The sequence below is a fragment of the Stenotrophomonas sp. 24(2023) genome, assembly GCF_030913365.1.
Taxonomy (GTDB): Bacteria; Pseudomonadota; Gammaproteobacteria; order Xanthomonadales; family Xanthomonadaceae; genus Stenotrophomonas.
On record NZ_CP133160.1, the window covers coordinates 1555613 to 1569215 of the forward strand.

Below are 13603 nucleotides of genomic sequence, written 5' to 3' on the forward strand. Positions count from 1 at the left end.
GTGCTTATGCCCCCGGCCGGCCCGCAGTGCACCCCAGCACCGCAGGCCGGCCCCGCACTCAGAACGCCATCGATGTGCTGAACATCACCTGCCGCGGCGCACTGCGCTGCAGCGTCTGGTAATCGCCAGAGAACGAGGAGCCGGCGATCGTGGCGGTACCAATGTTGTTGCGGTTGAACAGGTTGCTCACGTCCAGCCGGAATTCCAGGCCCGGCACCCGGCTCTGCGCGCCCATGCGGTAGGCGGCATAGGCATTGACCTGCCAGAACGACGGTACGCGGATGTCGTTCTCGTACGTGAACGGCTGGCGCAGGTATTCGGTGCTGGTGGCACCAAAGCGCCAATCGCCGAAGTGCGCGGTCAGGTCGGTCACCAGCGAAATCTGCGGGTAGCCCGGCTGTGCGTTGCCCTTGATCGGGTACACGGTGTCGTTCACCACGAAATCGCGGTCGTAGTACGAACGTGCCACGGCCACGCCCTGGTAGAACTGCAGGTGCTCGGTCAGGTCGGCCGTCACGCCCAGGTTGGCGCCGATCACGTGCATCTTCGGCATCAGGCGCACGGTGTTGATCTGCTGGAACTGCGTGCCGATGGCCGCCGACAGCAGGCGGTTGCGGATATCGCTGTAGAACACATCGGCGGTCACCGTGGCGCGGTCGAAGCGATGGGTGCCACCGATGGTCAGGTTCCAGTCCTTTTCCGGCCGCAGCGTGTGTGCGATGCGGTCGAATTCTTCCTGGTCGGTGATGGTCCAGGCCGAAGCGGTGTAGCCGATGTTGCCGCGCTGGGCCACGCGGAAGCCGTTCATGGTGTTGGCCAGATCGATGAAGGCATCGGTCTTGCTGGTCGGGCTCCAGAACAGCGACAGGTGCGGCAGGAAGTTGCTCTTGGCCCGCAGCGTGCCGTACACCGGGCGGTCCGGGGCATCGCTGATGCCGCCGCCGGTGGTGGTGAAGTCCACCGCCTTGAAGCCGGCGCCCAGCACCAGCGTGTCGGTCAGGGCGATGTCATCGTGCAGGTAGAACTGCCGCGAGCGGGTGACCCAGCTCGACTGGTTTTCCACCTTGAACGCCGGGCCGTACACATCGTAGGGCCCCACGGTCTTCAACGGCTTGCCCTGGCCCAGCAGCGGCTCGGTGTACCACGAGGTTTCGGCCGCGGCCTTGCTCTTTTCCTGCCAGAAACCGGTGGTGAGGGTGTGCTTGCCCGCCACCAGGGTCAGGTTGAACATGCCGCCGATGCGGTTCAGGTGCGGGGTCTGCACCTGTTCGGAGAACGGCGCGCCGTTGGGCGAGGGCGTGGTCGGGTCGGTCAGCGTGGCCTTGGTGCTGCTGTTGGCGTTGTACAGCTGCACGTTGCCGCTCAGCGCGGGCGTCAGGCGGAAGTTGTGCGCCACCGAGGCGATCTTGTCGGTGGTCACCTGGCCGGTGTCGTAAGGAATCAGCGCGGCCAGTTCGCCACAGGTGTAGGCGCCGCACGGCTTGTCGGCGTTTTCCGGCAGGGCGATGTAATACGCCTTCTCGTAATCGGGGTACCAGCTGTCGGCCTTCCAGCCCAGCTTGCGGATCATGTCGAAGGAGATGTTGTTGTAGCCCCACACCGCCGCGTGGCTGGCCGACAGGAACACGGTGAAATCACCCCAGGCCACATCCTGCGTGGCCTTCAGGTCGCCACGCAGGAAGTTCTGCGTGCCACCGGCCTGGTACTTGTCGGCCGAGACGCGCTGCAGGTCCACCAGCACCTTCGGGCCGCCCTCGCCCAGCTGCCCGGACTGTGCCGATACCGTGGTGACGAACGTGCTGTTGCTGCCCACGCCCTGCTTGATGCGCAGCGAAGGATTATCGGACAACGCGGCCAGCCGGTATTCCAGGCTGCCACCGTTGACGCTGCTGGAAAAAACGCTGACCGGCGCCGCACCCGGGCTGACCGTGATCGCGCCGATGCCATCGGGCACGCCGACGTTGACCACGCTGGTGCCGGTGAGCGAAAGGAAGCCGTTGTCGTTCAGCGGCACGCCTTCGAAGGTGATGCCCATTTCATTCATGCGGAAGCCGCGCACGAACAGGCTGGTGGCCGAAATATCCAGGCCCAGCCCATCGGTGGCGGTGTAGCTGGCACCGGGCACGTTCTTCAGGCGCGACAGGCCGTTGTTGCCGGACATCGCCGTGTCCAGATCGGTGCTGTTGAACACGTAGCGGTTCGGCCCGACCACCTGGGTGGGGGCGACGCTGGCCGAGTGCTTGGACGCCACCACATCCAGTGCGGACAGCGTGGTGGGGCCGGTGGCGGTGTCGGCGCCATCGGTGGCATCAGCGGCCTGCGCCTGCGGCAGTGCCATGCAGGTGCCCAGCGCGATCAGCAGCAGCGGCGTGCCACGGCGGCGCACGGTGTGCGGGCCGGGAAGAAGGCGCAGCACGGGCTGCACGGCATGGGGCGAAATGGGGAAGGTGTTCATGGCCAGATCCAGGGTGTGTGTGGGTGTTTGGGCGCAAGCGCACACCCCGCGCGACGCAGCGCCGCAGGGCGGCACGCTGGCGGGTTGGGCAATCGCGATGTGGGCAGGCGACGGCGGTGCGGCGCCGGAAAGGGGAACCGCAGGCGTGGCGGCCGGTGCGGCCCGCTGCGGGTCAGCAGATGGGAACGGTCATCTGCGGTACTGCGCGTTCCTCGACGATGAAGTACGGGGGTGGAGAAGCGATGCGGGGAATTTTTGCATCGGTTGTGCGGTTGCACCATTGCGCGTTGGTACAGCGTTTATTGCCCGCCGTATGTACTGGCTATACCTGCGTATATCTGCATCGTGTCTGCATGTGCGCGGCGTTGCGCGGCCGCTTGCATGAACACCGCTTTCATCGGCATGGCCGTTGCCTGAATGGGCGCCGCCGCCTCGGCACGGGCGCAACCTTCCCACAATGTTCGCTTTCTACGGTCAGGGTGCAGGCCGAAACCCGCCTGCGGTTCCACCCGATGACAGGAGATGACGCCCATGTTCACTGCAACCGGAATCAGCATGCGCGGTGTGATGTTGGCGCTGGCCGTGGCAGCCACCACGTTCGTTGCCGGCGATGCCGATGCGATGTCACGCAAGGACAAGCGCACCGTGGTCGGTGCGGTGGTGGGTGGCGTTGCCGGCTCGTTGGTGTCCAATGGCGACCCCGCCGCCATCGCCGGTGGTGCGCTGGCTGGCGGTGCCATCGGCAACCTGACCACCCCCGAACGCCGCGACTACCGCCCTGCCCCGCACTGGCAGCAGCAGCGGTGGGAACAACAGCGGTGGGAGCGGCAGCGTTGGCAACAGCAGCGCTGGGAGCAGCGCGGTTGGGAACAGGAGCGCCGTGACCGTCGTGACTGGGAACGCCGCCATTCGTGGCGCCACCGCTGAGTGAGCGGTGCCTGCAGGCCGGGCCACGTTGCCTGGCCTGCAGAGGCGCGGGGGCGTGGAAATTCCTGATGCGCCACGCCAGCCTTGCCTGATAGGCGTTCGTAGCCGCCCGGCACATCATCAGGGCCGGTCATCTGCAGGGACGCACGACATGAGCCTGGCGCTGGTCCACAGCCGCGCCCGCGCCGGGGTGGATGCCCCGCTGGTGCGGGTGGAAGTGCATCTGTCCGGCGGGCTGCCCAGCACGCAGATGGTCGGACTGGCCGAAGTCAGCGTGCGCGAGGCACGCGATCGCGTTCGTGCCGCGCTGATGTGCGCGCGCTTCGATTTTCCGCAGCGGCGCATCACCTTGAACCTGGCCCCGGCCGACCTGCCCAAGGAAGGCGGGCGCTTCGATCTGGCCATTGCGCTGGGCATCCTGGCAGCCAGTGGCCAGATCGATCCGCAATCGCTGCTGCGCTTCGAATTCCTGGGCGAGCTGGGGCTGACCGGTGAACTGCGGCCCGTGGACGGTGCCCTGCCCGCTGCGATTGCCGCCGCGCAGGCCGGCCGCACGCTGGTGGTGCCACCCGGCAATGCCGCCGAGGCCGCGCTGGCCGAACACGCCGATGTGCGGGTGGCGCGCACCCTGCTGGAATGTTGCGCCGGGTTGGTGAAGGAAGACGTGCTGCCACGCGCGCAACGTGCCGAGGTCTGTGCCGCCCCCTTGGCCGATCTGGCCGATGTACGCGGCCAACCTTACGCGCGCCGTGCGTTGGAAGTGGCAGCCGCCGGCGGGCACCACCTGCTGCTGATTGGCAGCCCCGGCTGCGGCAAGACCCTGCTGGCATCGCGCCTGCCGGGGCTGCTGCCCAACGCCAGCGAAGAGGAAGCGCTACAGCACGCGGCGATCGCCTCGGTCAGCGGTGAGGGACTGGACCCACGGCGCTGGCGCCAGCGCCCGTTCCGATCACCCCATCACAACGCCAGCCCGGCGGCGTTGGCCGGGGGTGGCAATCCACCGCGTCCCGGCGAGATTTCCCTGGCCCATCACGGCGTGCTGTTCCTGGATGAGCTGCCCGAATGGAGCCGCAGCGCGCTGGAAGTGCTGCGCGAGCCGCTGGAAGGTGGCCATGTGCGCATCGCCCGTGCCGCGCGCAGCGTGGCCTATCCGGCGCGCTTCCAGCTGGTGGCGGCGATGAATCCCTGCCCCTGCGGCTGGGCCGGGGACCGCAGCAACCGTTGCCTGTGCAGCGATGAACGCATCAACCGCTACCGTGCGCGCGTGTCCGGCCCGCTGCTGGACCGCATCGATCTGCATGTGAACGTGCCACGCATGGAAGCAGCCGAACTGCGGCAGACCACGCCGCTGGGCGAGCCCAGTGCGGCAGTACGCGCGCGGGTGGAAGCGGCACGGCAACGGCAGCTGCAGCGCGGTGCGCTCAATGCCCATCTGCCCGCCGCCGCCCTGCGCAGCTGCACGTCGCTGACCAATGACGACCAGGAACTGCTGGAACAGGCGATCGAGCGTCTGCAGTTATCGGCGCGGGCCATGCACCGCATCCTGCGCGTGGCCCGCACCATCGCCGATCTGGCCGGCAGTGATGGCATCGGCACGCCGCACCTGATGGAGGCCATCGGCTACCGGCAGCTGGACCGCGGCACGGGCAGCAGCCCATAGGGGTGGGGCCACCACGGCGTGGCCCCACCTGCATGCCGCACCCGCTACGGGTGTGGCGTCACTGCACCTGCACCTGCCCCAGCACCAGACGCCGCTCGGCATCCTGCCCATCGTTCTGCGGGGCGATGTGGCGCCGTCCGGGCGCATCATCGGCAAAGGCCAGGCGCAGCGCGTAGCTGCCCGGGGACAGGCCGGCCGGTACCGTGAAGGCACTGTTGTGCTGGGTGGTTTCGCCCGGCATCACGGCATTGAGGTCGATATCGGCCAGCGAGGTGCGTGCGGCGGTGGTGCCGTTGCTGGCCACCCAGTGCAGTTCCACGTGGTAGCCCTGGTACAGCGGTGCCGAGCCGGAATTGCCCACGCTCAGCTGCAGGGTTGCCTGCTGGCCGCGCACCTGCACATCCGGCCAGGTGGCCTTGGTCACCGCAAGGCGGTAGCCCAGGTCGCGCTTGATCTGCTGCATGCTGGCCGCGTTGCCGCTTTTTTCGTGCGCGCCGGCCGGGCCGAGGAAGCTGAAGTGGTAATCACGCAGCAGCTTGCGCACATCGGCAGTACGCTGGGTCCAGGTGTTCTTCTGGTTCGTGTTCGGGCTTTCGCCACTGATGGGGTTGATCTTCCAGTTCTGGCGGGCTGCCGGCGCTTCATGGGTGAAGGCATATTCCAGGTTCCACCAGCCGGTGTCGCTACAGCTGGGCAGGGCGGGGCTGAAGGCAGTGCATTTTGCGGTGAAGGACGGGAAATAGTCTTCGTAGATACCGAAGGCGGCAGTACCGATATCGGACTGGCGCGCATAACGGGTCTGCAGCGGCGTGCGCTTGAACGCGGCCACATACGCATCGCGGATCAGGCTGCGGGTCTGGCTGTTGGGCTGCAGGTCTTCGCAGCCGCTGGTGTGCCATTCCCCCCAGAAACCCAGCAGGCCCACCTGGATGGCGGTGATGCGCGGGTCGCCATCGAAGCGCTGCGCCAGCGCCTGCACGAACTGCTGCATCTGCTGGCGGGCAGCGGGGTGGTTGTAATCCAGGCTGCGGATCGGGCCGTCGCCATCGCACTTGGCACGCACGGCGAAGGGAATCGACAGCGGCGCCTGCTCCAAAAACTTGGGGTAGTCGCGCTCGTTTTCGCCACCGGTGTAATAGGCATCGATCTGGCTACCGGCACTGTCCGGGTAATCCGCCACCGGGCGCAGCACGAACGTGGCCAGCGGATCATCGGCCAGGATGGGCTGCAGGTAGTGGGTTTCCACCGCCTGCCAGTCGAACACCTGGTCGGCGGTTTCAATCACCCGCCACGGCAGGTACACATGGTAGATGTGCGCCCCATGGAAGTTGTCCACGCCGCCGTTGGCGGCATAGGAACTGCCCCACAGCATGAAGCCGCGGTGCGGGTTGTCGAACTGCTGGTTGGATACGGCAGGGCTGATCGAGCCGGCATGGGCGGTGGGGGGCAGCGTGGTGCAGGCAGCGAAGAGCGCAAGGGCAAGCGGCAGAGCATGCGTTTTCATGGGTGCTTCCTGGCTGGGGTGGGGGAACGGTCCATTCCGTGCCCGGGCAGGCCCAGGGCGCCAGCACCTGCACGGAACGTCAGGCGGAGCGGCGCCCTTGCCGGCATCGCCTGCCGGCAAGGGCGCATGCAGCGGATCAGAAGCGCAGGCTGACGCCCAGGGTGAACGAGCGCCCATAACGGTAGTAGCCCTGTGTCAGCAGCGGGTTGCCGTTGATGCTGTAGGTCTGCTCGTCATCGAGCAGGTTCTGGCCCTGCAGGCTGACCGTCAGCATGTCATTGACTTCATAGCTGACGCTGGCGGTCAGCCAGGTGAGCTTGTCGGCGTGCGTGTTGTACCCGGTGCCGATCACATTGATGGCGGTAACGAAGCCGTCGCTGTGGTCGGCGGTGGCGCTGATCGACCACGGGCCCTTTTCGTACATCAGGCCCAGCGAATAGACCGACGGCGCGACGCCTTCCAGCGGGCGCTCCTCGCCACCGACGAAACTCTTGGACCAGTTGCGCGTGTACTGCGCGCGGAAGCCCAGGCCGCTGTTCCAGAAATGCTGCAGGCCGGCCTCGATGCCATGCACCTTGGCGTAATCGCCGTTGATCGGGCGCGTGACGTTGAACAGGTGGCCCGGAACACCGATGTCCTGGCCCGGTTCCCAGCTGGTGGTGATCTGGTTCTGGATGCGCTTGTAGAACACGGCGATGTTGGCGATGGACTGGTCGGCGAAGTACCACTCCAGCGATGCATCGCCCTGCTTGGCGGTATACGGCTTCAGGTCGACATTGCCGCCGTAGGTCTGGGTGAACTCGCCCCAGGACACGCTGGCGGTGCTGTTGGTAGGGGCCAGCTTGTTCACCGGCGGGCGCGCCATGGTCTTGGCCGCGCCCAGGCGCAGCAACAAGTCATCGGTGAAGCGCCAGGTGAAATTGCCCGACGGCAGGAAATAGGTGTAGTCGCCATCCTGGACGATGGGCGTGGGCGCGGCGTAGGTGGCGGTGTAGTTGAACGGCCCGTTTTCGGTCAGCGCGATGATCTTGGCATCCCAGGCCTGCGCCCGAGTGCGGGTGTTCACCACGCGCAGGCCCACATCGGCACTCCAGCGCTCGCCGGACAGATCGGCCTGCACATAGAGCGTGTTGGTGTCTTCGGACACGCGGTAGCTTTCCAGCGGGTTCCACCGCGGCTGCGCGTTGGCGTAGTCGTAGGCGGTGCCATCCGGGCGCAGCTTCCCGTTGTAGGCCTGCAGCGCCGCCAGGTAGGCCGGCACATCAAAGCCCAGGAACGCACGCGGGAACGTGCCCCCCACGTTGTCCATGAAGTGCGGCAGGCGCAGCGAGCGGTCGATCACCCGGCCACCCAGGTCGCCCACGTTGATGGCGTTGTCCACCGAGTAGTAATCGGCGCCGCCGTTGAGCGTGTTGTTGATCAGGTCGCGGCGCTTGCTGCGTTCGGTGCGGCCCAGGCCGACATGCAGGGTATCCACGCCCCATTGGCCGATGTACAGCTGCGCGCCGACGGTGGCACCGGTGATCTCATCATTGATGTTGTCGCCACGCAGTTCCATGTAGTGCGTGTTGAAATCCTTGTCGCTGAACTGGCCGTTCTGCATGCCGCTGGCCAGCTCGCGGCCATCGGCCAGCACCGTGGTGACACTGGGCACGGGGCCCCCGTCCAGGCGGATGCGCGTGACGTTGGGCTGGTTCATGCGCAGCACCACGTAGGTATCCTGCCCGCCGGAGGCACGCTTGGACGTGGAGCGGTACACATCGCCGGTGAGGGTGAGGCTGTCGCTGACGTTCCAGCGCCCGTTGATGCCATACAGGTCGGTGTCCACCACCCGGTGCTCGGTCTGGTTGAGCAGCTCGGGGTTCATCCGCAGCTCGGGGTCGGGGTTGTCCATGGTGAAGCCGGTCACGATGCCGTTCTGCACGGTCACATCCGACCAGCGGCCCGGCGCGAACAGCGGGTAGAACGACTGCTGGTAGGACACCTGCGGCGAATCCAGCCGCGTTTTCAGGCCATCGACCACGATCCGCACGTCATCGTTGGGCCGCCACTCGAACTTGCCGGAAAACGCGCGCCGCTTCTTCTCTTCCAGGATCGAGCCCATCCGGAACTGGCCCGGTGCGATCAGCCCGTACTCGTCCGGGTCCAGTTCGCCATTGCCGTTGAGGTCGATGTTGCCGCCCCAGGCATTGCCGGGCCAGCTTGGATCGGCCGGGTCCGGGTTTCGGGTCCAGCCGCCTTCATTGCCGGCGATGTCGGTACGGTCCTTGCGCTGGGCCACCACGGCGCCCAGCACCACGCCCATGGTGTCGTTGGCGAAGGTGTTGCTGTAGGTCATCGACAGCTTGCGGCCGTTGAGTTCGGACATCTGGTTGCGATCCCCCTCCAGCCGGACGATCGCGTGCTGCCCCTTCTGGTCGAACGGGCTGGCCGAGCGCAGGTTGACCAGGCCGCCGACGGCACCTTCGGTCAGCGCCGCCTGGGCGCCCTTGACCACATCGGCGCCACTGATGACATCCGATGGCAGCACGTCGTAGGCGAAATCACGCCCGGCGCCATCGGTGGCCAGGATGCGGCCGTTGAAGGTGGTGAGCGTGTATTCCGGCCCCAGCCCGCGCACGCTGACTTTCTGCCCTTCGCCGCCGGCGGTGCGGGTGATCGATACGCCGGTGATGTGGCTGAGCGAATCGGCCACGTTGTCATCCGGAAAGCGCCCCAGTTCCAGCGCGCTGATCGAATCCTGCACGGTGGCCGCATCGCGCTTGAGTTCGGTGGCACGCGCCAGCGAGGCACGCACGCCGGTGACCTGCACCGTATCCAGATCCACCGCGGCCTGGTCAGCGGGACGGGCCGGCGTGGGCGGGGCCACCTCCTGCCCGAAGGCGGCCGCTGGCGTCAGAAGGACAAGGGTGATGGCGTGGTACAGGCAATGAGGATGCAGGCGGCGGACGGCGTTCACGGGCGATCTCCAGAAGCGGCGGCGTTGGACGGGCTGTGGGGGCCGGGCGTAACTAGCAACGAAACCGAGCGTATATGACGTTTCGTTTTCCATCAATAGCGAAATCAATCGAAAGGACGCATACTTCAAACCGTTCGAATGGAGCTCTGTCCCATGGCCCTCTCCCGTGACACCAGCCAACGCCGCCTGCAGATCAGCGAACTCATCCGCCAGCACGGCAGCGTCCAGGTTGCCGCGCTTGCCCAGCAGTTCGGGGTCAGCCTGCAGACCGTGCGCAAGGACCTGCGCTACCTGACCGAGCGCGGGGTGATGGCGCGCTCCTATGGGGGGGGCATCGATGCCGGTGCCGTGGGCGCATCCCCGGTGGAGCCCCACTACGAAACCAAGCGCACCGAACACCTGGATGAAAAGCGCCGGATCGGCGCGCGTGCGGCGGCAATGGTGCGGCCCGGGGACACCATCGTGCTCGATTCGGGCACCACCGCCATCGAACTGGCCGAAGCCCTGCCGGACATCGAAGTGACCGTGGTGACCAATGATTTCGGCGTACTTACCGCGCTGAGCCCCAAACCGCGCATCAACCTGGTGATGCTGGGGGGCGAACTGAGGCGCCGCAACATGGCCTTCTATGGTGGCCTGACGGTGGAAGCGCTGGATGCGCTGCACGTGGACCTGCTGTTCCTGGGCGTGGATGGCTTCGACCTGGAACGCGGCATCACCACCCACTACGAACCCGAAGCCATGCTCAACCGCAAGATGGTGGAAGCCGCCCGCCGCGTGGTCGCCATCACCGACAGTTCCAAGTTCGGCCGCATCTGCCTGCACCGCATCATTCCCGTTGCCGATATCGATGCGCTGATCACCGACCAGGGCGCGCCGGATGCGGTGGTGCAGGCGTGCCGGGCACTGGGCATGGACGTGCAGGTGGCCTGAGATCGGCCCCTGCCGGGCGGCGCGGCATGTTGCAGCGCAAGAAACAAAACGAAACTTTTAGAGCATCAAAACGCAACAAAACGCTTGCATCGATTTTGAGGGCATGCGCAGAATGGTGGCCACATCCACCGGACTGCCCACCATGCCCCCGATTGGACGCCGTACTGCATTGAAGTTCATCGTCGGCGGCGTCGCCGGCACCCTGGCCTGGAGTGCCGCCCCTTGGGCCCGCGCCACGCCTGTACGCAGCGACAGCCGGACCGCCGGCGACAGCCTGCTGGGTATCACCTTCGACAGCCGCATGCATACGCGCCTGGCGCGCAACGGCAAGCCGGTCACCGCATGGCGGGCCAGCGAAGTGCTGCAGCTGGCATCCGGGGACATCACCGATTTCGCCCTGCTGGACCAGCAGCACCATGTGCTGGACGACCCCCGCCATGGGCCCGGCCGGCAGGCGGTGTTCACCGGCCGCAATGCCGCCGCGCAGGTGGAAAAGCAGGTGGCGGTGAGCAGTTTCGAGCGCCTGCCCGGCCTGGCGCTGGTGCAGGTGCGCTACCGCAACCTGGGCACCGCGCCGCTGGCGGTGACCGGCTGGCGCAACAGCGACCATGAAATGCGTGGGCCTGCAGGCAGCTTCTGGAGTTTTTCCGGCACCACCCACACCGACCGCCGCGACTGGGCCCAGCCGGTGACGCCCGGGTTCGAGCAGCGCAACAGCCTGGGCATGGATTCGTCCGATTACGGCGGTGGCACGCCGGTGGCCAACATCTGGCGCCGCGACCTGGGGCTGGCCGTCGGCCATGTCGAACCCGTGCCGCGCCCGCTGTGCATGCCGGTACGGCAGACCGCCGCCGGCGCCAGCCTGGCCATTGCATCGACGCAGGCCACGACGCTGGCACCGGGCGCCACCCTGACCGGCGAGCGCACGTTCATCGCCCTGCACACCGGCGATTTCTATGCGCCGCTGCAGCAGTACCAGGCCTTCATGAAGGCCGAAGGCATCCAGGGCCCGGTGCCCCCTGCTTCGGCCTTCGCCCCGGTGTGGTGCGCCTGGGGGTACGAGCGCGATTTCACCCTGGAGCAGATCTACGGCACCTTGCCCAAGGCCCGCGAACTGGGCTTTGAATGGGCCGTGCTGGATGACGGCTGGCAGACCAACGAAGGCGACTGGGACATCGACCTGCGCAAGTTCCCGCGCGGTGACCAGGACATGCGTGCCTTCACCGCACGCGTGCGCGAGCAGGGCATGCGGCCGCGCCTGTGGCTGGCGCCGCTGGCTGCCGACCCCGGCAGCAATGTGCTGCACAAGCACGTGGACATGCTGCTGCTGGACAAGGAAGGCGCGTTCCAGACAGTCACCTGGTGGAACGCGCTGACCCAGTGCCCGGCCTACCCGCCCACCATCGATTTCTACGTGGCGCTGGTGAAGAAGGCCATCGGCGATTGGGGGTTTGAAGGCATCAAGCTCGATGGCCAGCACCTCAATGCGGTGGCCCCCTGCTACAACCCGGCCCATCACCATGCGCGGCCGGAAGCATCGGTGGAAGGCCTGGCCGGCTTCTGGGCCGCCATCTACAAGGCCGCCCATGACGCCAACCCCGATGCCGTGGTGGAGCTGTGCCCGTGCGGCACGGCCTTCGCCTTCCACAACCTGCCGGCAACGGACCAGTACCCATCGGCCGATCCGCTGTCCTCCTGGCAGGTGCGCAGCAAGGGCAAGGCGATCAAGGCGCTCATGGGCGACCGCAGCAGCTATGCCGGCGACCATGTGGAACTGTCCGACGGGCACGATGATTTCGCCTCCAGCGTCGGTATCGGCGCGGTGATTTCCAGCAAGTTCACCTGGCCACGGGACACCGAGCACCCCAGCATGCCGATGCCCCCCGGCGGCTATGTACTCACTGCCGAGCGCGAAGCGCTGTGGCGGCGCTGGGTGGGCCTGTACAAGACCCACATGCTGCCCAAGGGCGAGTACCTGGGAACGCTGTACGACATCGGTTTCGACACACCCGAAACGCATGTCATCGCCAAGGACAAGGCGCTGTACTACACCTTCTATGCCCAACGCTGGGACGGCACGCTGGAACTGCGCGGGCTGCCGCCCGGCCGCTGGCAGCTGCACGATCTGTTCAATGACCGGCCGCTGGGCAGCGTGGAGGGCGGTGCGGTCGCCCGGCTGCCCGCACGGTTTTCGCGCTTCCTGTTCGTGCAGGCCTCGCCGGCCGGTACGGCCGCATGAGTGCCGGGGTGATGCCGGCGGCACGGCGACGCCCGTGGCTGGCCTATGCACTGGCCACCGTCGCGCTGTGGGGTGCCTGGGGGGCATTGTCCCCGCTGTCGGCCGCTGCCGGGTTTCCCGATACGCTGGTCTACTGCGTCTGGGCGCTGGCGATGCTGCCGCCGGCCCTGTACGTACTGTGGCGCGGGGGCTGGGTGCTTGACCGTTCCGCACCGGCGGTGGGCTACGGCCTGCTGATCGGCCTGCTGGGCGCCGGTGGGCAGATGCTGCTGTTCCACACGCTCACCATCGGGCCGGCCTACTTCGTGTTTCCGGTCATTTCGCTGTCGCCGGTGGTCACCATTGCCCTGTCCTACCTGCTGCTGCGCGAACGCACCGGCCTGTACGGCACGCTGGGCATCGTGCTGGCACTGGTGGCCCTGCCGCTGCTGGACCTGTCCTTCGGCCGCGGGGGCCAGGGCCTGGGCTGGTTCCTGCAGTCGCTGCTGATCATGCTGGCCTGGGGGCTGCAGGCGTATTTCATGAAGCGCGCCAATGACACGGTGCGTGCGGAGAGCATCTTTGCCTACATGGCCCTGGGGGCGCTGCTGCTGGCACCGGTCGCGCTGGCGATGACCGACTGGCAGGCACCGATCAACACCGGCCTGACCGGCCCGTGGATGGCTGCCGCCATCCAGCTGCTCAATGCGATCGGCGCGCTGGCGCTGGTGTTCGCCTTCCGCTACGGCAAGGCCATGGTGGTGGCCCCGCTCAGCAACGCCGGCGCGCCGCTGGTGACGGCCATGCTGTCGCTGGTGTTCGCCGGGCTGCTGCCGGGCCCGCTGAAATCACTGGGGCTGGTGCTGGCGCTGATCGCCTCGCTGCTGCTGGTGCTCGAACCCGAGCGTGACCCACCACCGCCGCGGCCGCACTGACGCCGCGCCGCG

8 protein-coding genes are annotated in these 13603 nt (G+C 67.0%); 5 read left to right on the forward strand and 3 right to left on the reverse strand.

Annotation, left to right across the window (positions count from 1 at the left end):
- Nucleotides 1-58: 58 nt before the first annotated feature.
- Nucleotides 59-2338, reverse strand: a complete 2280-nt coding sequence (locus tag Q9R17_RS06920; protein WP_308158301.1) for a TonB-dependent receptor — start codon at nucleotides 2336-2338, stop codon at nucleotides 59-61.
- Nucleotides 2339-2986: 648 nt separating this feature from the next.
- Between Q9R17_RS06920 and Q9R17_RS06925 the strand changes: the two genes are divergently transcribed.
- Both Q9R17_RS06925 and Q9R17_RS06930 read left to right on the forward strand, forming a co-directional pair.
- Nucleotides 2987-3382, forward strand: coding sequence for a glycine zipper 2TM domain-containing protein (locus tag Q9R17_RS06925; protein WP_308157686.1), 396 nt, complete (start codon nucleotides 2987-2989; stop codon nucleotides 3380-3382).
- A gap of 151 nt (nucleotides 3383-3533) precedes the next feature.
- Nucleotides 3534-5042: a YifB family Mg chelatase-like AAA ATPase gene (locus Q9R17_RS06930; protein WP_308157687.1), complete on the forward strand. Its 1509-nt coding sequence runs from the start codon at nucleotides 3534-3536 to the stop codon at nucleotides 5040-5042.
- Nucleotides 5043-5100: 58 nt separating this feature from the next.
- On the opposite strand, the gene Q9R17_RS06935 is transcribed toward Q9R17_RS06930, so the two are convergent.
- On the reverse strand, nucleotides 5101-6546 hold the full coding sequence (locus Q9R17_RS06935; RefSeq protein ID WP_308157688.1) for a DUF4832 domain-containing protein: 1446 nt from the start codon (nucleotides 6544-6546) through the stop codon (nucleotides 5101-5103).
- Between the two features lie 136 nt (nucleotides 6547-6682).
- Nucleotides 6683-9505, reverse strand: a complete 2823-nt coding sequence (locus tag Q9R17_RS06940; RefSeq protein WP_308157689.1) for a TonB-dependent receptor — start codon at nucleotides 9503-9505, stop codon at nucleotides 6683-6685.
- A gap of 153 nt (nucleotides 9506-9658) precedes the next feature.
- On the opposite strand from Q9R17_RS06940, the gene agaR reads away from it, so the two are divergent.
- The 3 genes from agaR (at nucleotide 9659) to Q9R17_RS06955 (ending at nucleotide 13591) form a co-directional block, all read left to right on the forward strand.
- Nucleotides 9659-10438 (forward strand): transcriptional repressor AgaR, encoded by a 780-nt coding sequence (gene agaR, locus Q9R17_RS06945; RefSeq protein WP_308157690.1) that lies wholly within the window; start codon nucleotides 9659-9661, stop codon nucleotides 10436-10438.
- 142 nt (nucleotides 10439-10580) lie between these two features.
- A complete protein-coding gene (locus tag Q9R17_RS06950) occupies nucleotides 10581-12677 on the forward strand; it encodes a glycoside hydrolase family 36 protein (RefSeq protein ID WP_308157691.1) in 2097 nt (698 codons plus the stop codon).
- Nucleotides 12674-13591 carry an EamA family transporter gene (locus Q9R17_RS06955; RefSeq protein ID WP_308157692.1) on the forward strand — a complete coding sequence of 306 codons (918 nt, stop codon included), beginning with the start codon at nucleotides 12674-12676 and terminating at the stop codon, nucleotides 13589-13591. Before Q9R17_RS06950 ends, Q9R17_RS06955 begins: the two co-directional genes overlap by 4 nt.
- The last annotated feature ends 12 nt before the right edge of the window (nucleotides 13592-13603 follow it).

Excerpts from the sequence above, each read along its gene's own strand:
- Q9R17_RS06920 (WP_308158301.1), bottom strand. The coding sequence starts at position 2,338 with ATGGCACTGCCGCAGGCGCAGGCCGCTGATGCCACCGATGGCGCCGAC.
- Q9R17_RS06925 (WP_308157686.1), top strand. The coding sequence starts at position 2,987 with ATGTTCACTGCAACCGGAATCAGCATGCGCGGTGTGATGTTGGCGCTG.
- Q9R17_RS06930 (WP_308157687.1), top strand. The coding sequence starts at position 3,534 with ATGAGCCTGGCGCTGGTCCACAGCCGCGCCCGCGCCGGGGTGGATGCC.
- Q9R17_RS06935 (WP_308157688.1), bottom strand. The coding sequence starts at position 6,546 with ATGAAAACGCATGCTCTGCCGCTTGCCCTTGCGCTCTTCGCTGCCTGC.
- agaR (WP_308157690.1), top strand. The coding sequence starts at position 9,659 with ATGGCCCTCTCCCGTGACACCAGCCAACGCCGCCTGCAGATCAGCGAA.
- Q9R17_RS06950 (WP_308157691.1), top strand. The coding sequence starts at position 10,581 with ATGCCCCCGATTGGACGCCGTACTGCATTGAAGTTCATCGTCGGCGGC.
- Q9R17_RS06955 (WP_308157692.1), top strand. The coding sequence starts at position 12,674 with ATGAGTGCCGGGGTGATGCCGGCGGCACGGCGACGCCCGTGGCTGGCC.